This window comes from Staphylococcus sp. CWZ226, assembly GCF_018986355.1.
In the GTDB taxonomy this organism is placed as follows: Bacteria; Bacillota; Bacilli; order Staphylococcales; family Staphylococcaceae; genus Staphylococcus; species Staphylococcus simulans.
The window spans coordinates 32,384-51,370 of the sequence record NZ_JAHMSB010000010.1 but is presented as its reverse complement, the minus strand read 5'-3'; the positions used below and the strand labels follow the sequence as shown (position 1 = coordinate 51,370).

Here is an 18,987-nt window from a genome sequence, read left to right as displayed (position 1 = left end):
CAAAATTATTACATTAATAAAAAAGTATTTACAAAATTAATTGATTTAATTTCAATTTCGGTACAATTGTACGAAGAATGACATACCCCCTAACGGGGAATGTATAAAAGCCTATAAGAATGTGATAAACTAAACAAAAAAAGGTTGATTGGGGAGAAAGTTATGTATCAATTTAGAGATGACAGCTTAATGCTTCATAATGACTTATACCAAATTAATATGGCTGAAAGTTATTGGTATGATAATGTTCATGAAAGAAAGGCGGTCTTTGATTTATATTTCCGCAAGATGCCATTCGACAGCGGTTATGCTGTATTTAATGGATTACGCAGAATTATTCAATTTATCGAAAATTTCCATTTTACTGAAACGGATTTAACATATTTAAAATCTATTGGTTACCAAGATGACTTTTTAGATTATTTGAAAGACTTGCGCTTTACTGGAAACATTCGAGCAATGGAAGAGGGCGAAGTATGTTTTAATAATGAGCCTTTAGTAAGGGTAGAGGCACCATTAATTCAAGCACAATTAATTGAAACGATTTTATTAAATATCGTTAACTTCCATACGTTGATTGCGACAAAAGCAAGCAGGATTAAACAAGTCGCACCTAACGACTTATTAATGGAATTTGGTACAAGACGTGCACAAGAAGAAGACGCAGCATTATGGGGAGCAAGAGCAGCTATTATCGGCGGCTTTGATTCTACAAGTAATGTCAGAGCGGGTAAATTATTCGGTATTCCTGTATCCGGTACACATGCGCATGCTTTTGTACAAACTTATGGTGATGAATATGTTGCATTTAAAAAATATGCAGAGCGTCATAAAGACTGTGTCTTTTTAGTAGATACTTTCCATACGTTAAAATCAGGTGTGCCGACAGCGATTAAAGTGGCACAAGAATTAGGCGATAAAATCAACTTTATCGGTATACGTTTAGATTCAGGTGATATTGCTTACTTATCTAAAGAAGCACGTAAAATGTTAGATGAAGCAGGTTTCACTGATGCGAAAATCATTGCATCTAACGATTTAGACGAAGAAACAATCATGAGTTTGAAAGCACAAGGTGCGAAAGTCGACTCATGGGGTGTAGGTACGAAGTTAATCACAGGTTATGATCAACCAGCATTAGGAGCAGTTTATAAACTTGTTGCTGTAGAAGATGAATCAGGTGAGTATCAAGACCGTATTAAACTATCAAACAATGCGGAGAAAGTAACAACACCTGGTAAGAAAAATGTTTATCGTATTATTAATAAAGCAACAGGTAAAGCAGAAGGGGATTATATTACACTTGCACATGAAGATCCGTATGCAGAACAACCATTGAAATTGTTCCACCCGGTGCATACGTATAAAAGTAAGAAAGTAAAATCATTCGAAGCGATTGATCTGCATAAAGATATCTATACTGAAGGTAAATTAGTTTATGAATTACCACACGAAAAAACAGCCCAAGCCTTCTTAAAAACAAATTTAGAACATCTATGGGAAGAAAACAAACGTTTCTTGAACCCTCAAGAGTACCCTGTTGATTTAAGTAAAGCATGTTGGGATAACAAACAACAAAAAATCTTTGAAGTCGCAGAAGATGTCAAAGAAATGGAGGAACGACATGAGTAGTGAATTGCAGGATATTATTGTCAAAGAAATGAAAGTTAAACCATCCATCGATAGTGAAAGTGAAGTCCATGAACTCATTCACTTTATTAAACACTATGTTCAAAGTCATGGTTTTATCCAATCGTTAGTATTGGGGATTTCAGGCGGCCAAGATTCAACACTTGCCGGTCGTTTGTGTCAAATTGCGGTAGAACAGTTACGAGAAGAAGGCAGAAACGTACGCTTTATCGCAGTTAAGTTACCATATGGTGTACAAAAAGACGCAGATGAAGTTGAAGATGCTTTGAAGTTCATTCAACCAGATGAAACTGTCACGGTTAATATTAAACCGGCAGTTGATCAAAGTGTTAATGCATTGAATGAAGCTGGATTTGAATTAACAGACTTTCAACGCGGTAATGAAAAAGCACGTGAACGTATGAAAGTTCAATTTGCGATTGCGGCAAACCAAAGCGGTATTGTCATCGGAACTGATCATTCTGCAGAAAATATTACAGGCTTCTTCACAAAATATGGCGATGGTGCTGCAGATATAGCGCCTTTATTCGGCTTAAATAAGCGACAAGGGCGTCAATTATTGGCATACTTAAATGCACCGAAACATCTTTATGAAAAAGTGCCGACTGCTGATTTAGAAGATGACAAACCGCAACTTCCAGATGAAGAAGCATTAGGCGTGACTTATGATGCGATTGATGATTATTTAGAAGGCAAACCTGTGTCTGAAAAAGATCAAAAAGTAATTGAAGGCCACTACTTAAGAAATGCGCATAAGCGAGAATTAGCATACACGCGCTACACTTGGCCAAAATCAGAATCATCGAAAGAAAAAGAGTGACAAATAATCAGTCGACTGATAAAATAAGCTAGATTTCAATTTGAAAAGAGGTAATATATTTTGTCAGTAATTTCAGCAAACCCATGGCTGATGCTGCTCTCAATTTTTATCATTAACGTTGCTTATGTGACATGTCTCACAGTTCGTACGATTCTTACCTTAAAAGGTTACCGTTATGTCGCAGCAGCGGTTAGTTTCCTTGAAGTGTTAATCTATATTATCGGATTAGGCTTAGTGATGGCTAACTTGGATAAATTCCAAAATATTGTAGCTTATGCGTTTGGTTTCTCTGTCGGCATTATTGTCGGTATGAAAATTGAAGAGAAACTTGCATTAGGTTATTCAGTAGTCAATGTGACAACAGCCAATTACGAATTAGATTTACCGACACAACTTAGAAATTTAGGTTACGGTGTCACACACTTCCCAGCTTATGGTCGAGACGGCGAACGTTTAGTCATGCAAATTCTGACACCAAGACGCTTTGAACTTAAGTTGATGGATACGATCAAACAACTTGATGACAAAGCATTCGTCATTGCCTATGAAGCACGAACATTACATGGCGGCTTCTGGGTTAAAGGTATTAGAAGTAAACGATTGAAGGCGTATGATACAGATGAAATTTGAAGTAGCAGAAAACGAAACGATTCAAGAATGTTTAGCACGTATGCGTGAAGCGGGCTATATGCCAGTGAAGCGGTTTGAGAAACCAGTCTATCGTGAAAATAAAGACGGCAGTATAGAAGTTGAGCGTCAACATATACAATTTGTCGGTAAGAAAATTCAATAAATGTGCAGAAAGCCCAATTTGTATTTTGAAATGAAATACGAGTTGGGCTTTTTAGATAAAAGTTTGGAAAGCCTTATACATTTGAAAAAAATTCTGTTAAAATAGAGAGTATAAGAGTAAAAAGTCGAACGTTTTGCAGGATATTTTGAAGAATGTACATGTTCTGTGAGCGTCCACATTTAAAATCAAACTTTAAGATAGGAGTTTATGAAATGATTGAACGTTATTCTCGTGAAGAAATGTCACAAATCTGGACAGACCAAAATCGTTATGAAGCATGGTTGGAGGTTGAAATCCTAGCATGTGAAGCTTGGAGTGAATTAGGTTTTATCCCGAAAGAAGACGTTAAAAAAATCCGTGAAAATGCGCGTGTAGATGTAGACCGTGCGAAAGAAATTGAATTAGAAACTCGTCATGACGTTGTTGCTTTCACACGTCAAGTTTCTGAAACTTTAGGAGAAGAACGTAAGTGGGTACACTATGGTTTAACTTCAACAGACGTTGTAGATACAGCGTTAAGCTACCAAATCAAACAAGCAAACGATATTTTGGAAAAAGACATTGAACGTTTTATCGAAGTATTAGCTGCGAAAGCGAAAAAATATAAATATACATTAATGATGGGTCGTACACATGGTGTGCATGCTGAACCGACAACATTCGGCGTGAAAATGGCATTATGGTATCAAGAAATGGTACGTAATTTTAAACGTTTTAAAGAAGTACGTAAAGAAATCGAAGTAGGTAAAATGAGTGGTGCAGTCGGAACATTCGCAAATATCCCACCTGAAATCGAAGCATACGTTACAAAACACTTAGGTCTTGATTTTGCACCTGTATCAACACAAACATTACAACGTGACCGTCATGCGTATTACATCGCAACATTAGCTTTAATCGCAACTTCTATGGAGAAATTTGCAGTTGAAGTACGTAACTTGCAAAAAACAGAAACACGAGAAGTAGAAGAAGCATTCGCGAAAGGCCAAAAAGGTTCTTCAGCAATGCCGCATAAACGTAACCCGATCGGTTCAGAAAATATTACAGGTATTTCACGTGTCATCCGTGGTTACATTACAACAGCATACGAAAACGTTCCATTATGGCATGAACGTGATATTTCACACTCATCTGCAGAACGTATTATGTTACCAGATGTGACAATCGCATTAGATTATGCATTAAATCGTTTCACAAACATTATCGACCGTTTAACAGTCTTTGAAGATAATATGATGGCTAACATCAACAAAACATTCGGTTTAATTTATTCACAACGTGTGTTATTATCATTAATTAACAAAGGTATGGTACGTGAACAAGCTTATGACTTAGTTCAACCAAAAGCGATGGAATCTTGGGAAACTAAAACACCATTCAGAGAATTGCTTGAACAAGATTCACAAATTACAGATGTATTAAGTAAAGAAGACTTAGACAAAGCCTTCGATCCAAAACACCACTTAAATCAAGTGGATACAATTTTCGAACGTGCTGGTTTAGCTGACTAATGTTTACCATAAATTTGTATATCGCAACAATTTCTTAAGGGTCATGACTACACTTTAATGTATTAGTACGTTAAAATAGGATAAAGATGAACACAAAGAACAGGAGTTGTTTGATATGCAAATTGAGAAGTTACGCGGTAAAGCATTAGATGAGCTGTTTGATGCGATTCTAACGCTTGAAAATAGAGAAGAGTGTTACCAGTTTTTTGATGACTTATGTACTGTAAATGAAATTCAATCGTTATCACAAAGACTTCAAGTTGCTAAAATGATTAAACAAGGTTATACGTATGCAACGATTGAAAAAGAAACAGGTGCTTCTACAGCGACAATTTCCAGAGTAAAACGCTCCTTACAATGGGGTAACGACGCTTATACTGTCGTATTAGATCGCATGAATATCGAAACAAATGACTAGTTCAAAACAGAGCCTGCACATCTTATGATGTGAGAGGTTCTGTTTTTCTTTGTTTAGACATATCCGTTTAGAATCTAAGTGGTAAAAATGATATAATCAAATGTATGTTTAAAAGAAGGGAAACGGTAAAATGTACGACATAAAAAAGTGGCAACATGTATTTAAATTAGATCCTGCAAAGACAATCAATGATGAAGATTTAGATAAAATCTGTATGTCAAATACAGATGCAATTGTGATTGGCGGAACTGATAATGTGACTGAAGACAATGTCATTCAATTGATGAGTCGTGTCCGTCGTTATCCGCTTCCACTCGTCCTTGAAATTTCCAACTTAGAAAGCATCATGCCTGGTTTTGACTTCTACTTTGTCCCGATGGTCTTAAACAGCCCGGATGTACAATACCAAAATGGCTTATTACTAGAAGCACTTAAAGACTACGGTCATATGATGGATTTTGATGAAATCAAATTCCAAGGGTACATCATATTAAATCCTGATTCTAAAGCAGCGGTGAAAACACAAGCCAAAACAGATTTAGATGAATCAGATATTGAAGCTTACGCATTGATGACGGATAAAGTCTATCAATTTCCAATCATGTACATAGAATATAGCGGCACGTTCGGAGATATGGAAATGGTTCGTACTGCAAAACAAAATGTTGAACAAGCACATGTGTTTTATGGCGGCGGTATCCGCTCATTAAGCGATGCGCAAGTTGCGGCGAAAGAAGCAGATACGATTGTCGTCGGCAATTTAGTCTATACCGATATCAAACAAGCATTGAAAACAGTTAAAATAAAGGAGTTATCTTAAGATGAATGCGTTATTAGACAATATGAATACTGAACAAAGCGAAGCAGTCCGTACAACTGAAGGACCACTGCTGATTATGGCCGGAGCAGGCTCAGGGAAAACGCGTGTTCTAACGCATCGTATCGCGTACTTATTAGATGAAAAAGGCGTTTCTCCTTATAACGTCTTAGCAATTACTTTCACAAACAAAGCAGCACGAGAAATGAAAGAACGTGTTGAAAAATTAGTAGGAGAAGAAGCACAAGTTATTTGGATGTCAACGTTCCACTCTATGTGTGTACGTATTTTAAGAAGAGATGCAGATCGTATCGGCATTGAGCGCAACTTTACGATTTTAGATCCGACAGATCAAAAGTCAGTCATTAAAGATGTGTTGAAAACAGAAAATATCGACAGTAAACGTTATGATCCGCGTATGTTCTTATCTGCCATCAGTAATATGAAAAATGAACTTAAAACAGTTGAAGACGCAGAAATTGAAGCAACAGACTTTATGTCTGATATGGTGGCACGTGTGTATGCAGGATATCAACGTCAGCTTTCTCGAAATGAAGCGCTCGATTTCGATGATTTGATTATGACTACAATCAATCTCTTTAAACGTGTGCCAGACGTTTTAGAATACTATCAAAATAAATTCCAATATATCCACGTGGATGAGTATCAAGATACTAACAGAGCACAATATACGCTTGTGAAACTATTAGCGGATAAATTTAAAAATTTATGTGTCGTAGGTGACTCTGACCAATCCATTTATGGTTGGCGTGGTGCTGATATTCAAAACATCTTGTCATTCGAGGAAGATTATCCGAATGCGAGAACGATTTTCCTTGAACAAAACTATCGTTCAACGAAAGTCATTTTAAATGCGGCCAATGAAGTAATTAAAAATAATACAGAACGTAAGCCGAAAGGGCTATGGACTGCGAACCAAGAAGGTAAAAAAATTAATTATTACCAAGCACAAAGCGAAAGTGATGAAGCACAATATGTCGTAAAAGAAATTATGCGTCAGCAACATGAAAACAATAAATCCTTCAATGATATTGCGATTTTATATCGTACGAATGCACAATCTCGTGTGCTTGAAGAAACATTTATGAAATCGAATATTCCATATACAATGGTCGGCGGTCACAAGTTCTATGACCGTAAAGAGATCAAGGACTTATTAAGTTATTTACGTTTAATCGCAAATAGTAATGATGATATCAGTTTACAACGTATTATTAACGTACCAAAACGTGGTATCGGACCATCTTCTGTTGAAAAAATTCAAGCGTATGCCAGACAAAATGATTTAAGTATGTTTGATGCCTTAGCTGAAGCAGATTTTATCGGTTTAACCAAAAAAGTGACTAAACAAGCGATAGACTTCTATACATTGATTTCAAATTTAATCCAAGAACAAGAATTCTTAGAAGTCAGTGAAATTGTAGAAGAAGTCTTAAATAAATCAGGGTATAAAGAAATGTTGGAACGTGACCAGACTTTAGAAGCACGCAGCCGTTTAGAAAACATCGAAGAGTTTATGTCTGTTCCTATGGATTATGAGAAAAACACACCGCTTGAAGAACAATCATTAATCAATTTCCTAACAGATTTATCATTAGTCGCAGATATCGATGAAGCGGATATTGAAAACGGTGTGACATTGATGACGATGCACTCTGCGAAAGGTTTGGAATTCCCGGTAGTCTTTATTATGGGTATGGAAGAATCAATCTTCCCTCATATCCGTTCTATTTTGAGTGATGATGATCACGAAATGGAAGAAGAACGCAGAATTTGTTATGTGGCGATTACACGTGCGGAAGAAGAGTTGTATTTAACACATGCGACGAGCAGAACGTTATTTGGTAAAACACAATCTAACTCAGCTTCAAGATTCTTAAAAGAAATTCCTGAAGATTTATTGAATAAGCCTGCAAGAACAGAGAGTCGTTATGCAGGAGCTTCCAGCAGTCAAAGACCTGTTAAACGCGGTCCAAGCAGACGTACAACGAAACGTTCAGAAGTGGCATCTGGAACATGGAACGTCGGTGATAAAGTGGTTCACAAAGCATGGGGAGAAGGTATGGTCAGCAATGTGAATGAGAAAAACGGTACGGTTGAACTCGATATTATCTTTAAATCTCAAGGACCGAAACGTTTACTTGCGAACTTTGCGCCGATTAAAAAGAAGGAGGACTAAGGGATGAACGATTTAGCCAATAGAGTTGAAACACTGCATCGCTTATTGAATCAATATAATCATGAATATTATGTGATGGATAATCCATCTGTACCAGATAGTGAGTATGATAAATTACTCCATGAATTGATTCATATCGAAGAAGAACATCCTGAATTTAAAACAGAAGATTCTCCGACAGTACGTGTAGGCGGCGAAGCACAAGCTACTTTTAATAAAGTGCGCCATGATACACCAATGTTAAGTTTAGCTAATGCTTTCAATGAAGAAGATTTACGTCGTTTTGATGCCCGTGTACGTGAACATGCGGGAAAAGTTGAGTACATGTGCGAATTGAAAATTGATGGTTTAGCGGTATCTTTAAAATATGAAAACGGTAGATTTGTGCAAGGGTTGACGCGTGGTGACGGAACGATTGGTGAGGATATTACAGAGAACTTGCGTACAATTCGAGCGATTCCATTAAAAATTAAAAAGCCGTTAACTTTTGAGGTGCGTGGGGAAGCATTCATGCCGAAAGCTTCTTTTGAGCGTTTGAATAAAGAGAAGGAAGAAGCGGGCGAACAAGCTTTTGCGAACCCACGAAACGCAGCGGCTGGCTCATTACGTCAATTAGATTCAAAATTAGCAGCAAAACGCCGTTTAAGTATTTTCTTATACAGCGTCAATGACTTTACAAACTTCCATGCGACATCACAAAGTGAAGCTTTAGATGAATTAGATGAGTTAGGTTTTAAAACCAATCAAAACCGTAAACGTGAGTCAGATATTGAAGGCGTATTGGAATACATCAAGTATTGGACTGAAAAACGCCAAGACTTATCCTATGATATTGATGGTATTGTGATTAAGGTCAATGATCTTGAAGAGCAAGATGAGCTAGGGTATACACAAAAATCACCAAGATGGGCAATTGCCTATAAATTTCCAGCAGAAGAAGTAGTAACGACTTTACATGATATCGAATTAAGTGTCGGACGTACGGGTGTAGTCACACCGACAGCAGTATTAGAACCTGTTCGTGTTGCTGGAACGACTGTTTCTCGTGCTTCACTGCACAATGAAGATTTAATTCATGAAAAAGATATTCGTATCGGGGACAGTGTAGTGATTAAAAAAGCAGGCGATATTATTCCGGAAGTTGTGCGCAGTTTACCTGATCGCAGACCAGAAGGAACTGAAACTTATCATATGCCGACACATTGTCCAAGTTGCGGTCATGAATTAGTTCGTTTAGATGGAGAAGTCGCATTACGTTGTATTAATCCTAAATGCCCAGCACAACTTGTCGAAGGTATGATTCACTTCGTATCACGCCAAGCGATGAATATCGATGGTTTAGGTACGAAACTTATTATGCAGTTGTACGATAATGAAATTATTAAAGATGTAGCAGATTTATATTACCTTACAAAAGATGATTTGTTGCCGTTAGAACGTATGGGTGAGAAAAAAGCAGATAATCTTTTAAATGCGATTGAAGCGTCAAAAGAAAATTCATTTGAACATTTATTATTCGGTTTAGGCATCAGACATTTAGGTGTTAAAGCCAGTCAAGTAATCGCAGAACGTTTTGACAACATGGAGCGTTTGTTTGAAGTAACGGAAGAAGAATTGCTTGAAATCCATGATATCGGAGATAAGCTAGCGACTTCATTAATTACTTATTTAAATAATGAAGATATCATTGCTTTAATTGATAAACTTCGTGCAAAAAATGTTAATATGAAGTATAAAGGTATCAGAACTTCAGAGATAGAATCTGATTCAGAATTTAATGGTCTGACTGTTGTATTAACAGGTAAACTGCACAATATGACACGTACAGAAGCATCTAAATGGTTGGAAGCACAAGGTGCAAAAACAACAAGCAGTGTGACTAAGAATACGGATTTAGTCATCGCTGGTGAAGATGCTGGATCTAAATTGACGAAAGCAGAAAAACTAGGCACAGAAATTTGGTCTGAAGCAGACTTTATCCAAAAACAAAATGAAGTTGACCAATAAACAATAGAGGAGATAGGGCATGAAGAAAACAAGTGTATTACTCATCTCTCTCTTATTGATTCTCACGGCGTGTGGCAATAAGGATGAGCAACAAAAATCAACAAAAGAACAAGAAAGTCAATCAGATTCAAGTACTGTTAAGCACATTGCGACAGATAAGAATGTTCAAGGTGATGACTATAGAACGATTCTTCCATTTAAAGAAAGTCAAGCAAGAGGTATGTTGCAGCAAACGATGGCGAATGGCTATAACGGTGATGACTTTGAAGATGGTTTATTAGAACAAAGTAAGACAGTTTTTCCAACTGACGAATACTTATACCAAGATGGTCAGTTTTTAGATAAAAAAACAATTAATGCTTATCTTGGACCTAAATACACAAAATCTGAAATCGAAAAAATGGATAAAGATGAAAAAGAAGAGAAAAATGCGAATGAAAATCTTGGTTTAAATCCATCTCGCCATGGCGAAAAGGATGAAGAAAAAATCGCAGAAAATTCACCTGCTTATCTTTCTAACATCTTAGAACAAGATTTCTACGGCAATAGTGACACCAAAGGTAAAAAAATTAAAGGCATGACTATTGGTCTTGCGATGAACAGTGAATATTATTACCAAAAAGAAAAAGACGGACCAACCTTTAGTAAGAAATTAGACCGTGCGAAAGTCGAAAAAGAAGGTAAAAAAATGGCCGATGAAATGTTGCAACGTTTACGTGAACATAAAGCATTGAAAAACATTCCAATTCACTTTGCGATTTATATTCAATCTGGAGAAAATGATATTATTCCAGGAGAATTTGTTGCAGGTGCAACGGCAGATGATGGTCAAACACGTATCAACAGTTGGAAAGATATTAATGAAAAATCAGTGCTGTTACCTTCATCAGAAGCAGCTGATTTGAATGAGAATTTAAACAATAACTTCAAACAGTTCAATGATAATTTGCAGTCATATTTCCCTAACTTTACACAAGCAGTAGGTAAAACGAAATTTGATGGCAAAAAACCGAAAAACCTTATTATTGAAGTACCGATTGATTACTATGGCAAAGCTGAATTAACTGGTATTACACAATTTATTGCACAACAAGCTGACAAATACTTCAGCAATATTGATGCCTATGAAATTCATATTAAAGATGGTAACCAAGCACGTGCTTTAATCACAAAAGGTAAAGATGATAAAAAACAAAATGTGCATATCTATAAAAGATAAATGAATAGATAAAATTATGATAAAGATGTCTTCGCATAGAAGGCATCTTTTTATATTTTTTGACAATATATTGAAGTACTACCTGGTACAGTTTAATACAAATTTTGATGGGAAAAAGTACAATGATGTATCAAAATTAGAAAAAGGTGATATATAAATGAAAATTGTAGCACTATTTCCAGAAGCCACAAAAGGGCAAACAGAAAACAACGTGTTAGATGACTATACTGCGTTAAATCTACGTCCTTTTTTAGAAGAACGTGGACATGAATTGGTCGTATTGAAAGATGGAGAAGATGATTTAGATCAACATCTTAAAGATATGGACGTTGTTATTAGCGCGCCATTTTACCCTGCATATATGACAAAAGAACGTATTGAACAAGCACCTAACTTAAAATTAGCAATCACTGCAGGTGTAGGTTCTGACCATGTGGATTTAGAAGCAGCAAGCGAACATGATATTTCAGTGGTAGAAGTCACAGACTCAAACACGGTTAGTGTAGCTGAACATATTGTGATGACAACATTAATCTTAGTTAGAAATTACGAAGAAGGTCATCGCCAATCAGAAGAGGGTGGTTGGAACTTAACACAAGTAACGAACCATGCCTTTGAACTTCAAAATAAAACGATTGGTATTTTTGGTTTAGGCAGAATTGGTCGTTTAGTTGGAGAACGTTTAAAACCGTTTAACGTAGATATTATTCACTATAGACGTTCTAGCCAAGAAGATACAGACTTCTCAAAATATGTGAATTTTGATGAGTTAGTGCATAAAAGTGATGTGTTGATTATTACAACACCACTTACCCCTGAAACAGATGATTTATTTGATTATAATACAATCAGTCAAATGAAAGATGGCAGCTATATTGTAAACTGTGCACGCGGTAAGATAGTAAACAAAGAAGAAGTAGTTAAAATGATAGAAGAAAATCATCTTCAAGGCTATGGTGGAGATGTATGGTATCCACAACCTGCACCTTCAGATCATCCGTGGAGAACGATGCCGCGTAATGCGATGACTATTCATTATTCAGGAATGGTTATTGAAGCACAATTACGTATTGAAAAAGGTGTTAAAGATTTATTAACACACTTCTTTGATGAAACGCCATTCCCTAAGGAAGATGTGATTGTGAATGGTGGTCAAATCACTAGCCAATCTTATGCGAAACATGATGATTCAAACAACTAAGCTATAAGCTTAGCAGATTAAGTGAAAAGGAAATGCAGCTGCTTATAACACAAATAGGGCAGGAACGAGAAGTTCCTGCCCATTGTATTGATTAATGATTTTTAATTAGCTATGCAAAATTTGTTTAACTTCATCTAATTCATTGACTGTACGTGTACTTGGTTTTTGTGTAAACTTGCTGACCAAGTAAGTAACTACGACACTCATAATAAACCCTGGAATGATTTCATACATACCGAAGATTTCTGAAACATCAGCCATTGGTTTGATGAAGACAATCCAAACAATAACAGTTAATGCGCCTGCTACCATACCACTGACTGCGCCAGCTCGTGTTAAACCTTTCCAATAAAGTGAGAACAAAACAAGTGGACTAAATGAAGCTCCGAAGCCTGCCCAAGCGTTACCAACTAAGTTTAAAATCGTATCGTTAGGTGACCATGCGATCCAAATTGCGACAATCGCTACAGCCATAACACTCAAACGACCGACTAATACAAATTCTTTTTCGTGTTTTTGTGCGTTTGCTTTTTTACCACGAATCAATTTATAGAAGTCTTCAGTTAATGAACTTGATGTTACAAGCAGTTGTGAAGAAATCGTGCTCATAATTGCTGCTAAAATGGCTGCTAATAAGAAGCCGCCGACTAATGGATGGAATAAAATCTGGCTCATGATAATAAATAGTGTTTCTGGATCGTGAAGTGTAACATTGTAGTCTGGCACAAATGCGATACCAGTCAAACCGACTAAACATGCACCCGCAAGTCCGACTGCCATCCATAAAATTCCAACACGACGCGCAGTTGGTAAGAGTTTAAAAGATTTAATCGACATAAAACGAACGATAATGTGAGGTTGACCGAAGTAACCTAACCCCCACGAGAAGAGTGAGATAATACCTAAAACAGTAGTTCCTCTGAATAAGTCCAAGTTAGTAGGTTTCATATCTGCGATTTGTGAGAATGTATCCCAACCATTTAATTTTAATAAAGCTACGATTGGAACCATAACCATCGCAATCAACATGATGACACCTTGGAAGAAGTCAGTAATTGAAACAGCTAAGTAACCGCCTAAAAAAGTGTAAAAAATAACGATAACAGCTACCATAATCAAGCCGTATCGATAATTCAGTCCGAATGCAGTTTCAAATAATTTACCTCCAGATACAAACCCGGAATGCGTATATAACGTAAAGAAAACGACAATAATGAGACCAGAGATAATTTTAATAATGTTTGAATGATCATCTAATCTATTTTTGAAAAAGTCTGGCAAGGTAATCGCATTGCCTGCAATTTCTGTGTAAACACGTAATCTTGGTGCGACAATAAAGTAATTCAAATATGCTCCCAGTGTTAAACCGATCGTAATCCAAATTGCGGATAATCCTGTCGCATAGACAGAACCAGGCAATCCCATAATCATCCAGCCGCTCATATCAGAAGCTCCGGCTGACAGCGCTGTAATGTACGGGCCGATGTTTCGGCCTCCCAACATATATTCGCTTAAATTTCCCGTTGACTGTTTGTAACCATAGATACCGATGATAACTAGAATGATAAAGTATACACCAATCATGATGTATGTTTGCCAGTCAGCATCGATTTGGCTACTCACTGAAGTACCTAAAATAAACATCGTGGTTTCCCCCTTTTTCTCATTGATGATTCAATGTATACGCATTATTATACAACAATTCTGAAAAAAGGGAATAGTTATTTTATAACAATGTTAAATATAAACCGCTCAACAGTGGCATTTTAAACGCTTTCTGTAATGAAAAGGTTTTCAATGCTTTAAAGCACATTAGTAGTATTTTTATAATTTTGAATGTATAAACGTTCGTATTACATCAAAGCTTCTGTTGAATTAATGGTAATGATTTGCAATTGAAGTTCAGAATGATTAAGTTAAAGGGGAGTCATTACCTGATATGTGGGTATTTTGAACTAAAAAATTTAGATTTTTGACAGTTTTTTTGATACAATTTTATGATGAAGTATTAATAAGGAGGCAGTTCATTAATGGCTAGAGTATCACGTGAAGAAGTTGAACATATTGCAAATTTGTCTAAACTTCATATTTCACCAGAGGAAACAACAGAAATGCAAGACACATTAGAAACAATCCTAAACTTTGCCCAACAAATCGATACAGCTGATACAAGCGATGTAGAACCGACGTATCACGTATTAGATTTACAAAATGTATTAAGAGAGGATAAAGCAGTTAAAGGCATTCCTCAAGAGCTTGCGCTCAAAAATGCAAAAGAAACAGAAGATGGTCAATTTAAAGTACCATCAGTTATCAACGGGGAGGATGCGTAATGTCTATTCGTTATGAATCAGTTGAAAAGTTAAGCGAAATGATTAAGAACAAAGAAATCAAACCTTCTGAAGTTGTAAAAGATATTTATGATGCAATTGAAGAAACAGATCCGACAATTAAATCATTCTTAGCTTTAGATAAAGAGAATGCAATCAAGAAAGCTGAAGAGCTGGATGAATTGCAAGCGAAAGACCAAATGGAAGGTAAACTCTTCGGTATCCCAATGGGTATCAAAGATAACATTATTACAGAAGGTCTAGAAACAACATGTGCAAGTAAAATGTTAGAAGGCTTTGTACCGATTTATGAATCAACAGTAATGAAAAAATTACATGCTGAAAATGCAGTATTAATCGGTAAATTAAATATGGACGAATTTGCAATGGGTGGTTCAACTGAAACTTCTTACTTCAAGAAAACAGTTAACCCATTCGATCATAAAGCAGTGCCAGGTGGATCATCAGGTGGTTCAGCAGCAGCTGTAGCAGCAGGTTTAGTTCCATTCTCATTAGGTTCAGATACTGGTGGATCTATTCGTCAACCAGCAGCATACTGCGGTATCGTGGGTATGAAACCGACATACGGTCGTGTATCACGTTTTGGTTTAGTTGCATTCGCATCTTCATTAGACCAAATCGGACCTTTAACACGTAATGTTAAAGATAATGCAATTGTTTTAGAAACAATTGTAGGTGTAGATAAAAACGATTCTACAAGTGCTCCAGTTGAAGATAATGACTTCACTTCAGATATCGGTAAAGATATTAAAGGTATGAAAATTGCTTTACCTAAAGAATATTTAGGTGAAGGTGTATCTGATGAAGTGAAAGAAGCGGTACGTAACGCTGTTGAAATTTTAGAAGGTGAAGGTGCAATCGTAGAAGAAGTATCATTACCAAATACTGGCTATGGTATTCCATCTTACTATGTTATTGCATCATCAGAAGCTTCATCTAACTTATCTCGTTTCGATGGTATTCGTTATGGTTACCATTCAAAAGAAGCACAAACATTAGATGAACTTTATAAATTCTCACGTAGTGAAGGCTTCGGTAAAGAAGTTAAACGTCGTATTTTACTTGGTACATTCGCGTTAAGTTCAGGTTACTACGATGCTTACTACAAAAAATCACAAAAAGTCAGAACGTTAATTCGTCAAGACTTTGACAAAGTATTTGAAGACTATGATGTAGTCGTTGGTCCTACAACACCAACAGCTGCCTTCAACTTAGGTGAAGAAATCAATGATCCGTTGACAATGTATGCAAACGACTTATTAACTACTCCAGTTAACCTTGCCGGCTTACCAGGTATTTCAGTACCTTGCGGACAAACTAATAACAGACCGATCGGATTACAGTTTATCGGCAAACCGTTTGATGAAAAAACACTTTACCGTGTTGCTCATCAATTCGAACAACAATACAACTTACATGATGCATATCAAAATTTATAAGGAGTGTTAATGATGCATTTTGAAACAGTCATTGGACTAGAAGTCCACGTTGAACTGAAAACAGATTCTAAAATGTTCTCTCCATCACCAGCACATTTCGGAGCAGAACCAAACACAAATACGAATGTGATCGACTTAGCATACCCTGGTGTGCTTCCAGTTGTAAACGAACGTGCCGTTGACTGGGCAATGCGTGCTGCAATGGCATTAAACATGGAAATTGCGACTGAATCTAAATTCGATCGTAAAAACTATTTCTATCCAGATAACCCGAAAGCTTACCAAATTTCACAATTTGACCAACCTATCGGGGAACATGGTTACATTGATATCGAAGTAGATGGTGAAACAAAACGTATCGGTATCACACGTCTTCATATGGAAGAAGATGCGGGTAAATCAACACATAAAGACGGTTATTCATTAGTAGACTTAAACCGTCAAGGTACACCGTTAATCGAAATCGTATCTGAGCCCGATATCCGTTCACCTCAAGAAGCTTATGCTTACCTTGAAAAATTACGTTCAATTATTCAATATACTGGCGTATCTGACGGTAAAATGGAAGAAGGTTCATTACGTTGTGACGCTAACATTTCATTACGTCCATATGGTCAAGAAGAATTCGGTACAAAAGCTGAATTGAAAAACTTGAACTCATTCAACTATGTACGTAAAGGTTTAGAATATGAAGAAAAACGCCAAGAAGAAGAACTATTAAATGGCGGCGAAGTACTTCAAGAAACACGTCGTTTCGATGAGTCTACTGGTAAAACTATCTTAATGCGTGTTAAAGAAGGTTCAGATGACTATCGTTACTTCCCAGAACCAGACATCGTACCATTATACATTGACGATGCATGGAAAGAACGTGTACGTCAAACAATTCCAGAATTACCAGACGTACGTAAGAAAAAATATGTTGAAGAATTCGGATTACCTGCGTATGATGCGCATGTCTTAACATTAACGAAAGAAATGTCTGATTTCTTCGAAGAAGCAGTTGAGCATGGCGCTGATGTAAAATTAACTTCTAACTGGTTAATGGGTGGCGTTAATGAGTACTTGAACAAAAACCAAGTTGAACTTCAAGATACAAAATTAACACCTGAAAACTTAGCTGGTATGATTAAGTTGATTGAAGACGGCACTATGAGCAGTAAAATCGCGAAAAAAGTCTTCCCAGAATTAGCTGAAAATGGCGGAGATGCTAAACAAATCATGGAAGATAAAGGTTTAGTTCAAATCTCAGATGAGTCTGTATTATTAAACTTTGTAACAGAAGCATTAGATAATAACCCTCAATCTGTTGAAGACTTCAAAAACGGTAAAGGCCGTGCGAAAGGCTTCTTAGTCGGTCAAATTATGAAAGCGTCTAAAGGTCAAGCCAACCCTCAAATCGTTAACAAATTATTACAACAAGAATTAGATAAACGCTAATTGATGGTATAACCTGCAGTGATTACTGATTGTAATCTCTGTGGGTTTTTTATTTTGATAAGGTGGTTTCAAAAACGAATTTCATTGATTTCAACCATTAATACTTTCAACTGAAGCGGAAATCATTTAAAATTGAAATTGAGTAAAAATGATGAGGGATTATTTATGAGAAAACGAGCTAGAATTATTTATAATCCGACTTCAGGCAAGGAATTGTTTAAAAAAATGCTTCCAGAAGTCTTGATTAAAATGGAACAAGCAGGATTTGAAACAAGTGCATATGCAACGCAAAAAGCAGGAGATGCGACGATTGAAGCAAAACGCGCATTGCATGAAGATTATGAAATGCTCATCGTTGCTGGTGGTGACGGCACATTAAACGAAGTGGTTAATGGGATAGCCGAACATCCGAATCGTCCTAAAATCGGTGTCATTCCAATGGGAACGGTAAATGATTTTGGTCGTGCCTTACATTTACCCACTGATATATTAAGTGCAGTAGATGTCATTATTAAAGGACATACAGTTAAAGTAGATATCGGTAAAATGAATAGCCGATATTTTATTAATTTAGCTGCAGGTGGACGTATTACTGAAGTCTCTTATGAAACTTCTAGTAAATTAAAAACATTTGTTGGACCATTTGCTTACTACATCAAAGGTATGGAAATGTTGCCGCAAATGAAAAATGTGGATGTCCGTATTGAATATGATCAAAAAGTCTTCCAAGGTGAAATCCTGTTGTTTTTACTTGGATTGACAAATTCAATGGCAGGCTTTGAAAAATTAGTTCCAGATGCGAAATTGGACGACGGTTATTTTACGTTGATTATCGTTGAAAAAGCGAATTTAGCAGAACTGGGTCATATCATGACTTTAGCTTCAAGAGGGGAACATATTAAACATCCGAAAGTCACATATGAAAAAGCAAAATCAGTTAATGTATCATCTTTTGAACAAATGCCACTTAATGTAGATGGGGAGTATGGTGGTCAATTACCTGCCAATTTCTTAAATTTAAAGCAGCATATTGAAGTATATACACCGGCTAATGTAGATAATAAAGAATTAATTGAACAAGATTAGAGAAGTAAGCAGATGAAAGGTTAGGACTTAATCAC

At 36.4% G+C, this 18,987-nt stretch carries 16 protein-coding genes; 15 read left to right on the top strand and 1 reads right to left on the bottom strand.

The window, feature by feature from the left end:
- Positions 1 to 162: 162 nt before the first annotated feature.
- The 11 genes from KRR19_RS08940 to KRR19_RS08890 all read left to right on the top strand — a co-directional run bounded on the left by KRR19_RS08940 (position 163) and on the right by KRR19_RS08890 (position 12,636).
- Complete coding sequence (locus tag KRR19_RS08940) at positions 163 to 1,632, top strand: nicotinate phosphoribosyltransferase (RefSeq protein ID WP_002481689.1); 1,470 nt, start codon at positions 163 to 165, stop codon at positions 1,630 to 1,632.
- Positions 1,625 to 2,470 (top strand): ammonia-dependent NAD(+) synthetase, encoded by an 846-nt coding sequence (gene nadE, locus KRR19_RS08935; RefSeq protein WP_002481688.1) that lies wholly within the window; start codon positions 1,625 to 1,627, stop codon positions 2,468 to 2,470. Before KRR19_RS08940 ends, nadE begins: the two co-directional genes overlap by 8 nt.
- Before the next feature lie 90 nt (positions 2,471 to 2,560).
- Positions 2,561 to 3,100 carry a DUF2179 domain-containing protein gene (locus KRR19_RS08930; RefSeq protein ID WP_371099748.1) on the top strand — a complete coding sequence of 180 codons (540 nt, stop codon included), beginning with the start codon at positions 2,561 to 2,563 and terminating at the stop codon, positions 3,098 to 3,100.
- Positions 3,090 to 3,263: an NETI motif-containing protein gene (locus tag KRR19_RS08925; protein WP_002481686.1), complete on the top strand. Its 174-nt coding sequence runs from the start codon at positions 3,090 to 3,092 to the stop codon at positions 3,261 to 3,263. The genes KRR19_RS08930 and KRR19_RS08925 overlap by 11 nt, the downstream gene beginning before the upstream one ends.
- A gap of 212 nt (positions 3,264 to 3,475) precedes the next feature.
- Positions 3,476 to 4,774 (top strand): adenylosuccinate lyase, encoded by a 1,299-nt coding sequence (purB, locus tag KRR19_RS08920; protein WP_002481685.1) that lies wholly within the window; start codon positions 3,476 to 3,478, stop codon positions 4,772 to 4,774.
- A 115-nt stretch (positions 4,775 to 4,889) separates the two neighbouring features.
- A complete protein-coding gene (locus tag KRR19_RS08915) occupies positions 4,890 to 5,192 on the top strand; it encodes a YerC/YecD family TrpR-related protein (protein WP_023015874.1) in 303 nt (100 codons plus the stop codon).
- Positions 5,193 to 5,322: 130 nt separating this feature from the next.
- Positions 5,323 to 6,012: a heptaprenylglyceryl phosphate synthase gene (gene pcrB / locus KRR19_RS08910; protein WP_002481683.1), complete on the top strand. Its 690-nt coding sequence runs from the start codon at positions 5,323 to 5,325 to the stop codon at positions 6,010 to 6,012.
- 1 nt (position 6,013) lies between these two features.
- The gene (gene pcrA / locus KRR19_RS08905; protein WP_216733596.1) at positions 6,014 to 8,209 is read left to right on the top strand and encodes a DNA helicase PcrA; all 2,196 of its coding nucleotides are present in this window, start codon (positions 6,014 to 6,016) and stop codon (positions 8,207 to 8,209) included.
- Between the two features lie 3 nt (positions 8,210 to 8,212).
- Positions 8,213 to 10,216, top strand: a complete 2,004-nt coding sequence (ligA, locus tag KRR19_RS08900; protein WP_002481681.1) for an NAD-dependent DNA ligase LigA — start codon at positions 8,213 to 8,215, stop codon at positions 10,214 to 10,216.
- Positions 10,217 to 10,235: 19 nt separating this feature from the next.
- Positions 10,236 to 11,435 carry a CamS family sex pheromone protein gene (locus KRR19_RS08895; RefSeq protein WP_002481680.1) on the top strand — a complete coding sequence of 400 codons (1,200 nt, stop codon included), beginning with the start codon at positions 10,236 to 10,238 and terminating at the stop codon, positions 11,433 to 11,435.
- Positions 11,436 to 11,592: 157 nt separating this feature from the next.
- Positions 11,593 to 12,636, top strand: a complete 1,044-nt coding sequence (locus KRR19_RS08890) for an NAD-dependent formate dehydrogenase (protein ID WP_023015869.1) — start codon at positions 11,593 to 11,595, stop codon at positions 12,634 to 12,636.
- A 105-nt stretch (positions 12,637 to 12,741) separates the two neighbouring features.
- Here the strand turns inward: KRR19_RS08890 and putP are convergent, their stop codons facing one another.
- Positions 12,742 to 14,280, bottom strand: coding sequence for a sodium/proline symporter PutP (gene putP, locus KRR19_RS08885; RefSeq protein ID WP_002481678.1), 1,539 nt, complete (start codon positions 14,278 to 14,280; stop codon positions 12,742 to 12,744).
- A 386-nt stretch (positions 14,281 to 14,666) separates the two neighbouring features.
- On the opposite strand from putP, the gene gatC reads away from it, so the two are divergent.
- From gatC to KRR19_RS08865, 4 genes are all read left to right on the top strand, one after another.
- The gene (gene gatC, locus KRR19_RS08880) at positions 14,667 to 14,969 is read left to right on the top strand and encodes an Asp-tRNA(Asn)/Glu-tRNA(Gln) amidotransferase subunit GatC (RefSeq protein WP_002481677.1); all 303 of its coding nucleotides are present in this window, start codon (positions 14,667 to 14,669) and stop codon (positions 14,967 to 14,969) included.
- Positions 14,969 to 16,426, top strand: a complete 1,458-nt coding sequence (gene gatA / locus KRR19_RS08875; protein WP_002481676.1) for an Asp-tRNA(Asn)/Glu-tRNA(Gln) amidotransferase subunit GatA — start codon at positions 14,969 to 14,971, stop codon at positions 16,424 to 16,426. The genes gatC and gatA overlap by 1 nt, the downstream gene beginning before the upstream one ends.
- Positions 16,427 to 16,438: 12 nt before the next feature.
- Entirely contained in the window at positions 16,439 to 17,866 is a 1,428-nt protein-coding gene (gene gatB, locus KRR19_RS08870; RefSeq protein ID WP_037556606.1) for an Asp-tRNA(Asn)/Glu-tRNA(Gln) amidotransferase subunit GatB, read from the top strand.
- 165 nt (positions 17,867 to 18,031) lie between these two features.
- A complete protein-coding gene (locus KRR19_RS08865) occupies positions 18,032 to 18,952 on the top strand; it encodes a diacylglycerol kinase (protein ID WP_002481674.1) in 921 nt (306 codons plus the stop codon).
- The last annotated feature ends 35 nt before the right edge of the window (positions 18,953 to 18,987 follow it).

Bases quoted from the DNA above. Each gene is read 5' to 3' on its own strand.
- KRR19_RS08940 (WP_002481689.1), top strand. From the start codon at position 163: ATGTATCAATTTAGAGATGACAGCTTAATGCTTCATAATGACTTATAC.
- pcrB (WP_002481683.1), top strand. From the start codon at position 5,323: ATGTACGACATAAAAAAGTGGCAACATGTATTTAAATTAGATCCTGCA.
- gatB (WP_037556606.1), top strand. From the start codon at position 16,439: ATGCATTTTGAAACAGTCATTGGACTAGAAGTCCACGTTGAACTGAAA.
- purB (WP_002481685.1), top strand. From the start codon at position 3,476: ATGATTGAACGTTATTCTCGTGAAGAAATGTCACAAATCTGGACAGAC.
- gatC (WP_002481677.1), top strand. From the start codon at position 14,667: ATGGCTAGAGTATCACGTGAAGAAGTTGAACATATTGCAAATTTGTCT.
- nadE (WP_002481688.1), top strand. From the start codon at position 1,625: ATGAGTAGTGAATTGCAGGATATTATTGTCAAAGAAATGAAAGTTAAA.
- KRR19_RS08915 (WP_023015874.1), top strand. From the start codon at position 4,890: ATGCAAATTGAGAAGTTACGCGGTAAAGCATTAGATGAGCTGTTTGAT.
- pcrA (WP_216733596.1), top strand. From the start codon at position 6,014: ATGAATGCGTTATTAGACAATATGAATACTGAACAAAGCGAAGCAGTC.
- ligA (WP_002481681.1), top strand. From the start codon at position 8,213: ATGAACGATTTAGCCAATAGAGTTGAAACACTGCATCGCTTATTGAAT.
- putP (WP_002481678.1), bottom strand. From the start codon at position 14,280: ATGTTTATTTTAGGTACTTCAGTGAGTAGCCAAATCGATGCTGACTGG.
- KRR19_RS08925 (WP_002481686.1), top strand. From the start codon at position 3,090: ATGAAATTTGAAGTAGCAGAAAACGAAACGATTCAAGAATGTTTAGCA.
- gatA (WP_002481676.1), top strand. From the start codon at position 14,969: ATGTCTATTCGTTATGAATCAGTTGAAAAGTTAAGCGAAATGATTAAG.
- KRR19_RS08890 (WP_023015869.1), top strand. From the start codon at position 11,593: ATGAAAATTGTAGCACTATTTCCAGAAGCCACAAAAGGGCAAACAGAA.
- KRR19_RS08930 (WP_371099748.1), top strand. From the start codon at position 2,561: ATGCTGCTCTCAATTTTTATCATTAACGTTGCTTATGTGACATGTCTC.
- KRR19_RS08865 (WP_002481674.1), top strand. From the start codon at position 18,032: ATGAGAAAACGAGCTAGAATTATTTATAATCCGACTTCAGGCAAGGAA.
- KRR19_RS08895 (WP_002481680.1), top strand. From the start codon at position 10,236: ATGAAGAAAACAAGTGTATTACTCATCTCTCTCTTATTGATTCTCACG.